The sequence below is a fragment of the Streptomyces sp. NBC_00104 genome (assembly GCF_045160825.1).
Taxonomy (GTDB): Bacteria; Actinomycetota; Actinomycetes; order Streptomycetales; family Streptomycetaceae; genus Streptomyces.
The window spans coordinates 10,301,495-10,313,881 of record NZ_CP108215.1; the positions used below are offsets into that span (position 1 = coordinate 10,301,495).

The window sequence follows — 12,387 nt, forward strand, 5'->3', positions numbered from 1 at the left end:
GTGCGGGCGCACGACGACTCCCGATCGCGTGAACTGCAACCGCGCTTGAGGGGCGTCACGAACCGACGTCGTCGCTGCGCGCCTACACCAAACCGTCTCTCAGCACACGATCGAGCGCTGCCCGGCCCGCGGGTCCCCATGTCGGCTTGCCGCCAGGAAGTCCCCGGTCCCCGTTCTGGCCCATCAGCATGAGGAACAGGCACTTCATCGCAGCCAGCCCGCGGGCGCGCCGGATCGTCGCCTCGTCCGCGTGCGCGTACACGTCGAAGAAGCGTGAGGCGGCGCCCGCGGGAAGGATCACCCATGCGGCCGCGAGGTCCCATGCCGGATCGCCGGCGAACAGGGCATCGAAGTCGATCACGCCTGAGAGCGTCCCGTCCGAGACGACGACATTCGCGGGATGAAGGTCACCGTGCACCCATACCTGCGGGCCTTCCCACTCGGGGGCCGCGACGGCGTCGTCCCAGACGGCCCGGACCTCGTCGGCGATGTCGCCGGGTGCGACGGCTCGAAAGAAGTGGTCGAAGCCGTCCGTGCACTTCTCGGGATGAGCGCCGCGGTCCGAACTGGCCGGCGCCTCGGCGGGAGCCTCCACGTGGAGCGCCCTGAGGAAGCCCGCCAGATGGTCGGCCGCGTGGTCGCCGCAGCTGATCGAGGTGTGGTCCAGTGGCTCGCCCGGAACCCACGTCATGATGGTCCAGGGCTTCGGGAAGCGGGCGGACGGTTCACCGATCCGTACAGGCCGGGGGACCGGGAGCGGCAGGCGCGGAGCCAGGACGGGCAGCCACCGGTACTCCTTGCGCAGGAGGTCCGGGGCATCTTCTGTACGCGGCATGCGCACAGCCAGGTCGTCCCCAAGGCGCCACATCTGATTGCCCCACCCACCCGCCACTTCGCGGATGGCCAGCCCCGCAAGGTCCGGATGCTGCTCCCGCAGCAGGTCATGGACCAGGCCTGCGGTGATCTTGATTTCGGAATCGGTCATGCGAAGCCACAGTACTGGGGCGCCGTGTTTCAGGGATGAGAAACCCAGCGGCCTCCGTCCCGAGGGGCCCGGCTGGTACACCACCCCGACCCTGGCGTACGCCGAGGAGCTCGGCTGCGAGATCCGCCCGGTCGAGGCGTATCTGCGTCGCGACACGGGCGCCTACCTGGACCCGTGGCACGACCGGCTCAAGAACGCCTACCTCACCACCAGCGAACGGCTCGCCAGGTCTGCCGATGGTCGTCACGCGTGACATCGCGGCGACGCGGATGCGGGCCGAGCGGGCCGAGCGGGCCGAGGTGATCTGATGCCGATCGCCGTCGAGTGCCGACCGGCGACCTGCCGCGCCGGAAAACGGAGAAGATGCGGTCATGACCGATCACCCGAGGTCCCCGCTGCTCTTCCTGGACGTCGACGGAACCCTCCTGCCCTACGGCGGAGCGCGACTTCCGGCAGTCGCCGAAGAGTGGGACGCCTGGCAGCACACGTCGAATCCCCAGCTGGCGAAGATCGACCTCAGTCACGGTCCACGTCTGCTGGGACTGCCCTGTGCGCTGATGTGGGCCACCGCGTGGATGGACGACGCCAACGCGGTCATAGCGCCGCTCCTCGGGCTGCCGGAGCTTCCGGTCGTGGACCTGCCGGAGGAGGACGGCACGGACCTGTTGCACTGGAAGACCCGAGCCCTGGTCCGGGCAGCCGCCGGACGCCCGTTCATCTGGGTCGACGACGAGATCACCGACCTCGATCGCGCCTGGGTGTCACGGCATCACCGAGGGCGGGCCCTCCTCCACCGCGTCGAACCCGAGGTCGGCCTGACCTCTGCGGATTTCACCGTGCTCCAGGAGTGGTTGGGCGGCGCCTGACAGGAGCCGCCGCCACGCCGTCGTCAGGCGGTCGCCGCCCGCATCGGCTGAAACCCCGTCGAGCCACCGAGCGGGGAGGGAACCGGAACGGTTGGCGGCCCGCCGCCTCAGGCCTCGGAGGTGGTGGAGGGGTTGGTGGAGACGAGCACGCGGACGTCCCACGGCCCGAGTTCCAGCGGCGCTCCCGCCGGGAGGGACGTGCCGGTCAGGACGTCGGCCAGGGACGCCGGGACGGGGACGCGCGCGGGCTCCCAGGCCCAGTTGTGGACGATGTGGACGCGGCGTCCGTCGGGCGAGGTGCCGGTCGTGGCGGTCACGGACGGCGGGAGGTCGCCCCAGGCGTGCCGGGCGGACGGCGTGAGCCACTCGGCCAGTGCCCGGCCGAGATCGCGGCCGGGGACCGTGCCGACGCAGGTGACCCGGCCCGCGCCGTGGCGGCGGGTGGTGACGGCGGGCCAGCGGCCGAAGTGCGGGTGGTCGTAGGTGACGAGCACGTCGGCGTCGGTGGCGGTCAGGCCCTCCGCCCAGCGTGTCGCCGTCGCGCTCTCGGGGAGGCGGAGCGGCCCGCCCGGGACCGGCCGTACGGGCACCTCCCGCGCGAGGTTGCCGAACTCGTCGTAGCCGACGCCCGCGGCCTCGGTGAGGCGCCCGGGGGCCCGCTCGGCGCGGGCGCGGGCCTCGTGGTCGGCGTAGCCGGTGCGCGGGCCGAGGACGAGGTGGCCGCCCGCGTGGGCGTAGGCGGCGAGCCAGTCGAGGGTGGAGTCGGCGGCGATGTACAACGCCGGGACGACGAGGACCGGGTGGCGGCGCACGGCCTCCTCGGGGGAGAGACCCTCGCGCTCGCCGCTCGGGTCGTGCAGCTGGCGGGCGTGGACGATGCGGACCTGGCGGCCCGCGTCGAAGGCGCCGCGGTAGAAGGGGTCGAAGATGCGGTGGTAGGCGGTGGGGTCCGGCTCGCCGTCCGGCTTGGCGAGCGGCGGGTACTTCTGCATGAGCCACTTGCTGGGCGTCGAGTACACCATCGTGATGTCGGAGTCCGGTTCGAGTCCGGCGACGAGGGGGCCGGCCGCCTCGAACTCCGCGCCGAGGCGGGCGAGTTCGGCGTACGTGCGGCCGGGCTGCCCGGTGTGGGGGAGGATGCCGCCCCAGTAGGTCTCGGCGCCGAAGTGCAGGGTGTGCCAGTGCCAGTACTCGATCATCCGGGCGCCGCGCGAGACGAGCGCCCAGGCGGCCTGCCGCCACTGGCCGTCGTAGCCGGGGCGGTTGTCCCAGGCCATGCCGATCGAGCCGGCGTTGGTCTCGGTGACGAGGAACGGCTCCTGGCGGGAGGAGAACATCCAGTCGGCGGTCTGGTAGAGCGACCACACCCCGGTGGTCTTCCACTTCTGCTCGTGGTCGTCGGGGGTGGGGTCCGGCAGAAGGAGTCCGTCCTGCATGTCGTAGTAGGGGTTGCCGGAGGCGATGTCGAGGCGGTCGGTCAACTCGTCGTCCTCCACTCCCTGGCGGGTGTAGGAGATGCAGGTGGTGACGAACTGCTCCGGCCCGGCGTACTCGCGGACCAGGTCGGCCTGCCAGCCGATGAACTCGGTGACCTGCCGGGCCTGGAACTCCCGCCAGGCCACGTCGTACTGCGGCTGTTCGTTGCCGTCCGGCGTCCACAGGTCGGCCCAGGTCGACAGCCGGTGGGACCAGTAGACCAGGCCCCATTCGCGGTTGAGGGTCTCCACGTCGCCGTACTTCTCGCGCAGATGGTCCACGAAGCGCTGGAAGACACCCTGGTTGTGGAAGAGGTGCAGACCGGGCTCGTTGTCGACCTGGAAGCCGATGACGGCGGGGTGATCGGCGTACCGGCCGACGACCTTGCGGATGATCCGCTCGGCGTGGAAGCGGAAGGCGGGGTGGGTGAAGTCGACCTCCTGCCGGGCGCCCCAGCCGATGCGCTCACCGGTGCGCCGCTCGCCCGTGATCTCCGGGTACTGGCGGGCCAGCCACGGCGGTGCCGCGTACGTCGGGGTGCCGAGCACGACGGAGATGCCGCGTTCGTGGGCACCGTCCAGGACGGGCTGGAGCCAGTCGAGGTCGAACTTCCCGTTCTCCGGCTCCCAGGTGGACCACACCGACTCGCCGACCCGGATGACGGAGACATGCGCGTCGGCCATCAGGTCCAGGTCGGTCTTGAGGCGTTCGGCGGGCCGTTCGTAGGGCTGGTATTCGTGGTAGTACGCGGCGCCGAACAGGACGCGGGCAGGCAGAGCCGCCATGAAGGGAAACCTCCGGGTCGGTGGGGGAGAGGTACGAGGGCTGCGTGCCCTACTGCTTGACGCCGCCGGTGGCCAGACCACTCTGCCAGTACCGCTGCAGCATGAGGAAGGCCACGACGAGCGGGACGATCGAGATCAGAGAGCCGGTCACGACCAGCGCGAGCATGTCGCTGCTGGCGCCGGCCCCGCCGTTCTGCGCCTGTGCGGCCCAGGAGGCCAGGCCCACGGTGATCGGGTACAGATCGGGGTCGTTGAGCATGATCAGCGGCAGGAAGTAGTTGTTCCAGGTCGCCACCAGGGTGAACAGCAGGACCGTCACCACGCCGGGACCCATCAGCCGCAGCGCGATCCGGAAGAAGATCCTGGCCTCGCCGGCACCGTCGATGCGGGCGGCCTCCAGAATGCTGTCCGGGACGGCGTCCTCGGCGTAGACGCGCATGAGGTAGAGACCGAAGGGGTTGACCAGCGAGGGCAGGATGATCGCCCAGGGGGTGTTGGCCAGGCCCGCCTGCGCGAAGAGCAGATAGGTCGGGATGGCCAGTGCGGTGGTCGGGACCATGACGGCGCCGAGGACGAGGTTGAAGGCGGCCCGGTCGCCGCGGAAGCGGTACTTGGCGAAGCCGTACCCGGCGGCGGCCGCGAGCAGCGCGGCTCCGACCGCGCTGACTCCGGCGTACATGACCGTGTTGAGCAGCCAGTGCACGAAGACGCCGTTGTCCGCGCTGAAGGTCGCCTTGATGTTCGACAGCAGTTGGGGGGCGTCGGAGAACCACAGGCCGAAGCTGTTGAAGAGGTCCTGGGTGCTCTTGGTCGAGGCGATCAGCAGCCAGAACAGCGGAAGGAGGAAGTAGGCCAGGGCGGCCAGCATGGCGATCGTCAGCGGGGTGCTGCGACGGGCCGGGCGGCCCTTGCGGTGTGCGATGCGCGCCGGCTTCTTCGCCGTGGCGGTGACCGTGGGCGCCGGGGTGGTCGTCGTCACGGGGTCCTCCTGCGGTTCGCGGTGAGCAGGACGCCGTAGGAGGCGATCACGATGACGAGGCCGAGGAGGAAGGACACCGTGGCCGCGTAGTTGACCTGCTGGCCGGTGAAGGCGAGCGTGTAGGCGTAGAGGTTGGCGGTGTAGGAGCTGCTGATGACGTCCGGGGCGATCTTCATCAGCAGGTTCGGCTCGTTGAACAGCTGGAAGCTGCCGATCACGGAGAACAACAGCGTGAGCAGCAGGGCAGGGCGGAGCGCGGGGAGTTTGATCGACCAGGCGATGCGCCAGGCCCCGGCGCCGTCCATCGCGGCCGCCTCGTACAGCTCATGGGGGACCGTACGCAGGGCGGCGTACAGGATGATCATGTTGTAGCCGACGAACTCCCAGGTCACGATGTTCGCCAGACTGCCGAGCATCCAGCCTTCGCTGAGGAAGGCGGGGGCCGGCAGGTCCAGGTTCCGGCTCAGCTGGGCGAACGGGCCGAAGTCCGGGCCGTACAGATAGCCCCACATGAGCGCGGCGACCACGCTGGGTACGGCGTACGGGACGAAGATGCCCAGCCGGATCACGCGCGACAGCCGTAGCAGTCCGCTGTCGAGTGCGAGGGCGAACAGCAGGGCGAGCAGCAGCATCACGGGGACCTGGACCACGAAGAACAGTGCGACGCGGCCGACTCCGTGCAGGAACTGGGAGTCGCCGAAGGCCTTGACGTAGTTGTCGAGGCCGACGAAGACCGTCCCGCCGATCAGGCGCTCCTGGAAGAGGCTGAGGTAGGCGGCGTAGCCGAGCGGGGCGAGGAAGAGCAGGAGGAACAGCACCAGGAACGGTGCGACGAACAGTGGTCCCGCCGAGCGGTGACGGCGTGCGGCGGCCATCTCAGCTCCCCTTGACGGTGAAGCCCTGGTTCTTGGCGTACGTGGTCAGCCGTGACTGCCAGGTGCCGAGCGCGCGGACGGTGTCGGTCTTGTCGGCGAGGGACTTGCCGACGGTCTCGGTCCAGTCGGTGGCCGCCTGGTCGAGGAACGGCGGCCACTGGAAGGAGGGGTCCACGGTGGCGCTGATGTCGGCGAACAGCTGGTTGACCTTCTGGCCGCCGTAGAAGGACGGCGCGTCCGAGACGAACTCCTTGTCCGTGAGCAGGGCCTTGGTCGCCGGGAAGAAGAACTGCTCGGTGGCGAACATCCTGGCGCTCGCGGGGTCGGTGTTGAGGAACTGCGCGAACACGGCGGCCGCGATGGGGTTCTTGGTGGAGCGGATGACCGCGGTGGTCGAGCCGCCCCAGTTGCCCGCGCTGGGCTTGGCGGCGTCCCACTGGGGGAGCGGGGCCGCGCGCCACTTGCCGGCGGTGGCCTTGGCCGAGCCGGAGAGGAAGGCCGGGCCCCACGCGGCGGTGAGCCAGGTGGCGTACTTGCCCTTGTTGAGCCCGGCGTACCAGCCGTCGGTGAAGTCCGGGTCGACGCTGATCACGCCTTCCTTCGCCAGTCCGCCCCAGTACTCGCCGAGCTTCCGGGAGGCGGCGTCGTCGACGCTGATGGTGATGTCACTGTCGCCGGAGGTGGCGTACGGTTCGGCGCCGGCCTGCCACTGCAGGCCGTGCCAGGCGGCGGGCTGGTTGGCCGCGAGGTTGGTGAGGTAGACGTCGGGGTCGGCCTTGTGGAGCTTGCGTGCCGCTTCGGCGAACTCGTCCCAGGTCTTGGGGACTTCGATGCCGTGCTTGTCGAAGATGTCCTTGCGGTACAGCATGCCCATCGGGCCGGTGTCCTGGGGGATCGCCCACACCTCGCCGTCGCTGCCGCTGACCTGGCCCCAGGTCCAGTCGACGAACTGGTCCTTCAACTTGTCGGCGCCGTACGGCCGCAGGTCCAGCAGGCTGTCGGTGATGGTGAACGTCGGGATGGCCTGGTACTCGATCTGCACCATGTCCGGTGCCCCGCTGCCCGCCTTCAGCGCCGTACGCAGCTTGGTGTACTGCGGGGTGCCCTGGCCGGCGTTGACGACCTTGACCTTGATGGCCGGGTACTTCTTCTCGAAGAGCGCGATCTCCTTGGCGATGTTCGGGACCCAGGTCCAGAACGTCAGCTCGGTGGGCGTCTTCATCGCCTTGTCGATGTCGGCCTGGCCGACCGGCTCGGCGGAGCCGGAGGAGCCGCCGGAGTCACCGCCGCCGCAGGCGGTGAGGGCGGCCCCGAGCGACAGGGCACCCGTCGTGGTGAGGAACAGCCGACGGCTCATGGAGGAGGAAGCGGCTGTGAACGTGTTTCTGGACATGGTGAACTCCGGCATGTGGCGAGGGTGGCGGCACGCCTGATGAGGACGTGCGGAAGTGTGTGATGCGAAGGGGCGGACGACGACCGGGCTCGAACGCCGACGTGGTCGCCGATCGCGTCCTCGTGTACGGAGCCGACGACACACACCGAGCGCTGCGGGCACGGCGGGGATCGTGGCCGGGGAGAGAGGGGCGAGGGTGTCCGGGGCAGGTGCGGGGACGCGGCTCCGGGCACACCGCTGGATACGGGGGCGGCCCTACGGCGACTGCGTGCGGGGCGCGCCGGGGCGGGGCGTGACGGGTACAGCGGCTCGTTCAGGGGTCACGCGCCGGCCGTGCGTGGTGCTGTCCGGGCGGGCAGGTGGCGGTCAGTGTCGTGGGGCGGCGCCTCCGTACGGAACGGGCGGGGCGGATGTGGCCCCTCGGGGGCGGGAGGCGGTGCGCCGTGCGCGAGCCGGGGTCCTCCGGCTGGGCGGTGGCGCGGTCGAGGCGCGGACGACAAGGTCGACCGGTGGGTCGCTCGGCGGCAAGGGGTCCGCGTCGGGGTTCTCGATGGCGTGCACGAGTCGCTTGAGCCCCTCCTGCGCCACGGCGTCGAACGGCTGCCGCACCGTGGTCAGGGGAGGTGTCACATAGGCGGCGACCGGGATGTCGTCGAAGCCGACGACGCTGACGTCCTCCGGGACCCGGCGCCCGGCCTCCGCCAGCGCGCGGATCAGGCCGATCGCCATGTCGTCGTTGGCGGCGAAGACCGCGGTGACACCGCCGTCCTCGGCCAGTTCGCGCCCGGCCGCGTACCCGGACGCGGCCGACCAGTCCCCTCGGACGACATCAGGCAGATCCCTCCCCTGGGCGGTGAGGGTGGCCCGCCATCCCTCCAGACGGTCCCGGGCGGCGTACCAGCGCTGCGGACCGGCCAGGTGATGGACCGTCGTGTGGCCCAGCCCCAGCAGGTGCTCGGTGGCGGTACGCGCCATCAGGTCGGCGCCGTCACCCGCGTTCAGCACCGCGGGCGCGGTGACGAACGGCGGGGCGCCGATGACCAGCACCGGCACGGCGACCCGCAGCGTCGGGTCACCGTCCTCTCCCGACTCGTCGATCGGCTCGGAGATGACGATGCCGTCCACGCCCTGGTCGAGGAGCGAGTCCACGGCGCCCGCGACACCCGCCGGATCACCCTCCACGGTGTTGACCACCCGGAGTGCGTAGCCCGTGTCCCGGACGACCCGCTCGACTCCCATGAGCAGCGAGGCCGGACCGTACAGAGCCGTCCCCAGCGTCACCACTCCGATGGAGCGGGTCCGCCCCGAGGCCAGTGCCCGGGCGGCGTTGTTACGCCGGTAACCGAGCCGCTCGGCGGCTTCCGTGACCCGCCTGCGCACCTCGGCGGAGACGTACGGCTCGTCGTTGAAGACCCGCGACACGGTCTTCTGCGAGACCCCGGCCAGCCGTGCCACATCCGTGCTGCTCGGCGCCGCGGGGCTGCCGCCCCGTCCCGTACCTCGCGTCATGGTTGCCTCCCGGTGACCGTACGAACCAGCCCAATGATGTCAGACATCACCTCTCTGACTGCGCTGTCATGTCTGCGTAGTCATGTCTACGCAGTCACACGGCTGTCGTCAAGAGGTCGGGACGCATCCGCCCCGACCGGGGCGTCGGGTGCCGGGAGCCTCGGGCATCACGCGTCGGGAGCCGCGTGCACGCGTTCTCCCTCCACGAAGGTCTGCAGGACCCGGGTGGCGGCGATGCCCTCGGGCGGGCCCGTGAACGGGTCGCGGTCGAGGACGACCAGGTCGGCCGCCCTGCCGACGGTGATGCTGCCGGTGAGGGCGTCGAGGTGGTTCACGTAGGCACTGCCCGCCGTGTAGGCGGCGAGGGCGGTGCCGAGATCGAGGCGCTGTCCGGGCAGGAACTCCGGGGTGCCGTCGGGGGCGTCCGGGGAGACGCGGTTGACGGCGACATGGAGGGCCTGGAGCGGGTCGGGGCTGCTGACCGGCCAGTCGCTGCCCGCCGCCAGCGTCGCCCCGGCGCGCAGCAGGTCGCCGAACGGGTACTGCCGGGCGCCGCGTTCGGGGCCCAGCAAGGGCAGGGTCAGTTCGTCCATCTGCGGCTCGTGGGCGGCCCACAGCATCTGGAGGTTGGCGGTGGCGCCGAGTGCCCGGAACCGTCGTACGTCGTCGGGGTGGACGACCTGGAGGTGCGCCAGGTGGTGGCGGGTGTCGCGGTGCCCGTTGGCGGTACGGGCGGCCTCGACGGCGTCGAGCGCCTCGCGCACCGCCCGGTCGCCGAGGGCGTGGAAGTGCACCTGGAAACCGAGCGCGTCGAGCTCGGTGACGTACTTCCTCAGCTCGCCCGGTTCGACGAAACTGAGGCCGCTGCCGTCCGAGGCGCACCCGCAGCCGGTGAGATAGGGGTCGAGCATGGCGGCCGTGCGGTTCTCGGCGATGCCGTCCTGCATGATCTTCACCGTACCGGCGCGGAACCGGCCCCCGCTCAACTCCGCGCGCCGCGCGACGAGTTCGGGGATCTGCTCGGCACCGCGTTCACGGTCCCACCACAGGGCGCCGGTGACGCGCGCGGTGAGGAGCCCCCGGTCCAGAGCCGTGCGGTACGCGGGCGCCGGGTCCGTCATGGTGGCGTACGCGCCGACGATGGCGTCCTGCCAGGCGGTGACCCCGTGGGCGTGCAGCACGGCCTGGGCGCGCAGCAGGGCGGTCAGCTGTTCCTCGGGGGTGGGGTCGGGCACCAGTCGGCCCACGAGGTGGACGGCGCCCTCCTGCAGCATGCCGGTCGGCCGGCCGTCGGCGTCGCGTTCGATGCGGCCGTCGGCGGGGTCGGGGGTGCGGGCGTCGATGCCGGCCCGTTCGAGTGCCCGGGTGTTGACCCAGGCGCCGTGGTGGTCGCGGTTGGGCAGGAAGACGGGCCGGTCGGGGACGATCGCGTCGAGGGTGGCGGCGGTGGGGGCGCCGCCGGGGAAGGCCTCCAGGGACCAGCCGCCACCGGTGATCCATTCGGCGTCGGGGTGCTCGTCGGCGTACGTCCGGATCCGCCGCAGGTACTCGGTGGGGTCGACCGTGTCGGCGAGGTGGCACAGGCCGAGTTCCAGGCCCGCGCCCTGCGGGTGCACATGGGCGTCCTGGAAGCCGGGCAGCAGCAGCTTTCCGGCGAGGTCGACGACCTCGGTGCGGGGCCCGACGAGGGCGTGCACCTCGTCGTGGCCGACGGCCGTGATCCGCCCGCCGTGCACGGCCACGGCGGTGGCGCGGACGCGGGCGGGATCGACGGTGTGCACGGGCCCGCCGGTGAGGACGAGGTCGGCGGGGCCCGTGGCCTGGGACTGCGACATGGGGGTGGACTCCGTGGAGGGGGTCGGGGCGCGGGCAGGGGCGTCGAGCGGCCGGGGTGAGGTCGCCGGCCGGGAGCGGGCGGCGGGCTCAGACGGGCGTGCGGTCCATGGGGAGGTCGATGGCCTCGGCGTCGGTGCCGCGCCCGGTGGCGAAGTACGGCGACCGGCGGACGTACTTGGCGATCGCGGCCATGACCAGCCCCACGAGGACGATCACGGCGGGCAGGGAGAACATGAACCACCCGTTGTCGGGGCTCAGTTCGAAGTGGTCGCTCATGGTCAGGTAGGAGTATCCGAGGTAGCCGCCGAGGCCCAGCAGCACCAGGCCGGACACGCCGGGCACACCCACGGCGAGCACCGCCGTCCGCGGCCCCTCGCGCAGGGCGGACCGGAAACGGACGGCACACGCGAGCGCGGTGAGGCCGTAGTAGAGGGCCACGAGCAGGCCGATGGCGTTGACGGCGGCCAGCAGCATGTCGCTCAGCCGAGGCAGGGCGACGGCCAGCAGGGCGATCGCGGCGGCGATGGACAGCACGACGACCGTGCCGGCGGCGGGGGTGCCGTACCGCGGATGCACCCGGGTCCACACCGGGCCCATGGTGCGGTCCCGGCCCATCGCGAGCAGCCCGCGTGCCGTGGGGATCAGCGTGGACTGCACGGAGGCCGCGGCGGAGAACATCAGGGCCACCAGGGGCAGGGTGGCCCAGGGCTCGGCGGCCAGCTTCTGCCCGAGGTACGGCAGGGCCTGCGGGCCGTTCCCGATGAGCTCGGCGAGGCTCATCTCCCGCTGGAAGGCGATCGAGGCGAAGAGGAACAGGCCGAGCATGGCGAAGAGGGCGATCAGCCCGCCGCGGGCCGCGTCGCCCGGCTTCCTGGTCTCCTCGGTGACGCTGAAGGCCGCGTCCCAGCCCCAGAAGAAGAACACCGCGAGCACCATGCCCTGGGCGAAGGTGGTGCCGTCGGCGATCTCGAAGGGGTTGAACCAGGAGAGGGAGAAGGACTGCCCGCCGGTGACGAGCGCCCAGCCGCAGAACCCGATCAGCACGGCGTATTCGAAGACCAGCAGCGCGAACTGGAAACGGGTCGTGGCGCGTGTGCCGGTGACGGCGAGGGCGGTGAGGCCGAGCAGGAGCACCAGCCCCACGGCCGTACTGACGCCGGTGGACGCCGGATCGAGCGCGACGCCCCCCAGGGTGTGCAGGCCTGCCTTGTTCGCGAAGACCAGGGTGACCGAGCCCATCACGGCGCTGGTGTAGGCGCAGAAGATGACCGATCCGACGATGGTGACCCAGCCGGTCAGGAAACCGGGCCAGGGGCCGAGGGTCTTGCCGACCCAGGTGTAGCCGTTGCCGCAGTTGGGCTCCGAGCGGTTGAGGCGGGCGTAGGCGGTGGCGATGCCGAGCACCGGCAGGAAGGCGAGGAGCAGCAGCGCCGGGCCCTGCAGGCCCACGATGGTCGCGATCGTGCCCATGCCGATGGCGATGCTGGTGGTGGCGGCCGTGCTGGAGGCGGCGATGGCGACGCCGTCGACCACGCCGAGGGAACGGCGCAGCCCGGAACCCGGTCCGACGGCCGGGGCCGGGGCCGGGGACGGGGACGGGGACGGGGACGAGGGCGAGGGCGAGGCCATGGGCGACATGGACGGTTGGGGAGGCAGGGACGGCATGAAGGGCTCCTCGTGGGG

Annotated in this window: 10 protein-coding genes; 2 read left to right on the top strand and 8 right to left on the bottom strand. The window is 71.4% G+C overall.

Features of this window, described 5'->3' with window-relative positions; genetic code table 11:
* Positions 1–82 precede the first annotated feature (82 nt).
* Positions 83–985, bottom strand: coding sequence for an aminoglycoside phosphotransferase family protein (locus OG272_RS45000; protein ID WP_405895908.1), 903 nt, complete (start codon positions 983–985; stop codon positions 83–85).
* Here OG272_RS45000 and OG272_RS45005 point away from each other — a divergent pair.
* Both OG272_RS45005 and OG272_RS45010 read left to right on the top strand, forming a co-directional pair.
* The gene (locus OG272_RS45005) at positions 984–1,238 is read left to right on the top strand and encodes a hypothetical protein (protein WP_405895909.1); all 255 of its coding nucleotides are present in this window, start codon (positions 984–986) and stop codon (positions 1,236–1,238) included. The genes OG272_RS45000 and OG272_RS45005 overlap by 2 nt on opposite strands.
* A gap of 118 nt (positions 1,239–1,356) precedes the next feature.
* Entirely contained in the window at positions 1,357–1,851 is a 495-nt protein-coding gene (locus OG272_RS45010) for an HAD domain-containing protein (protein ID WP_327726360.1), read from the top strand.
* A gap of 107 nt (positions 1,852–1,958) precedes the next feature.
* On the opposite strand, the gene OG272_RS45015 is transcribed toward OG272_RS45010, so the two are convergent.
* The 7 genes from OG272_RS45015 to OG272_RS45045 all read right to left on the bottom strand — a co-directional run bounded on the left by OG272_RS45015 (position 1,959) and on the right by OG272_RS45045 (position 12,333).
* Entirely contained in the window at positions 1,959–4,112 is a 2,154-nt protein-coding gene (locus OG272_RS45015) for a beta-galactosidase (RefSeq protein WP_327726359.1), read from the bottom strand.
* A gap of 49 nt (positions 4,113–4,161) precedes the next feature.
* Positions 4,162–5,091, bottom strand: a complete 930-nt coding sequence (locus OG272_RS45020; RefSeq protein ID WP_405895910.1) for a carbohydrate ABC transporter permease — start codon at positions 5,089–5,091, stop codon at positions 4,162–4,164.
* The gene (locus tag OG272_RS45025) at positions 5,088–5,966 is read right to left on the bottom strand and encodes a sugar ABC transporter permease (protein ID WP_326573874.1); all 879 of its coding nucleotides are present in this window, start codon (positions 5,964–5,966) and stop codon (positions 5,088–5,090) included. The genes OG272_RS45020 and OG272_RS45025 overlap by 4 nt, the downstream gene beginning before the upstream one ends.
* A gap of 1 nt (position 5,967) precedes the next feature.
* Positions 5,968–7,359, bottom strand: coding sequence for an extracellular solute-binding protein (locus OG272_RS45030; RefSeq protein ID WP_327732035.1), 1,392 nt, complete (start codon positions 7,357–7,359; stop codon positions 5,968–5,970).
* A 366-nt stretch (positions 7,360–7,725) separates the two neighbouring features.
* Positions 7,726–8,868, bottom strand: coding sequence for a LacI family DNA-binding transcriptional regulator (locus tag OG272_RS45035; RefSeq protein ID WP_327726358.1), 1,143 nt, complete (start codon positions 8,866–8,868; stop codon positions 7,726–7,728).
* A 167-nt stretch (positions 8,869–9,035) separates the two neighbouring features.
* On the bottom strand, positions 9,036–10,703 hold the full coding sequence (locus OG272_RS45040) for an amidohydrolase (RefSeq protein ID WP_327726357.1): 1,668 nt from the start codon (positions 10,701–10,703) through the stop codon (positions 9,036–9,038).
* A gap of 88 nt (positions 10,704–10,791) precedes the next feature.
* A complete protein-coding gene (locus OG272_RS45045) occupies positions 10,792–12,333 on the bottom strand; it encodes an APC family permease (RefSeq protein WP_405896139.1) in 1,542 nt (513 codons plus the stop codon).
* Positions 12,334–12,387: the final 54 nt, after the last annotated feature.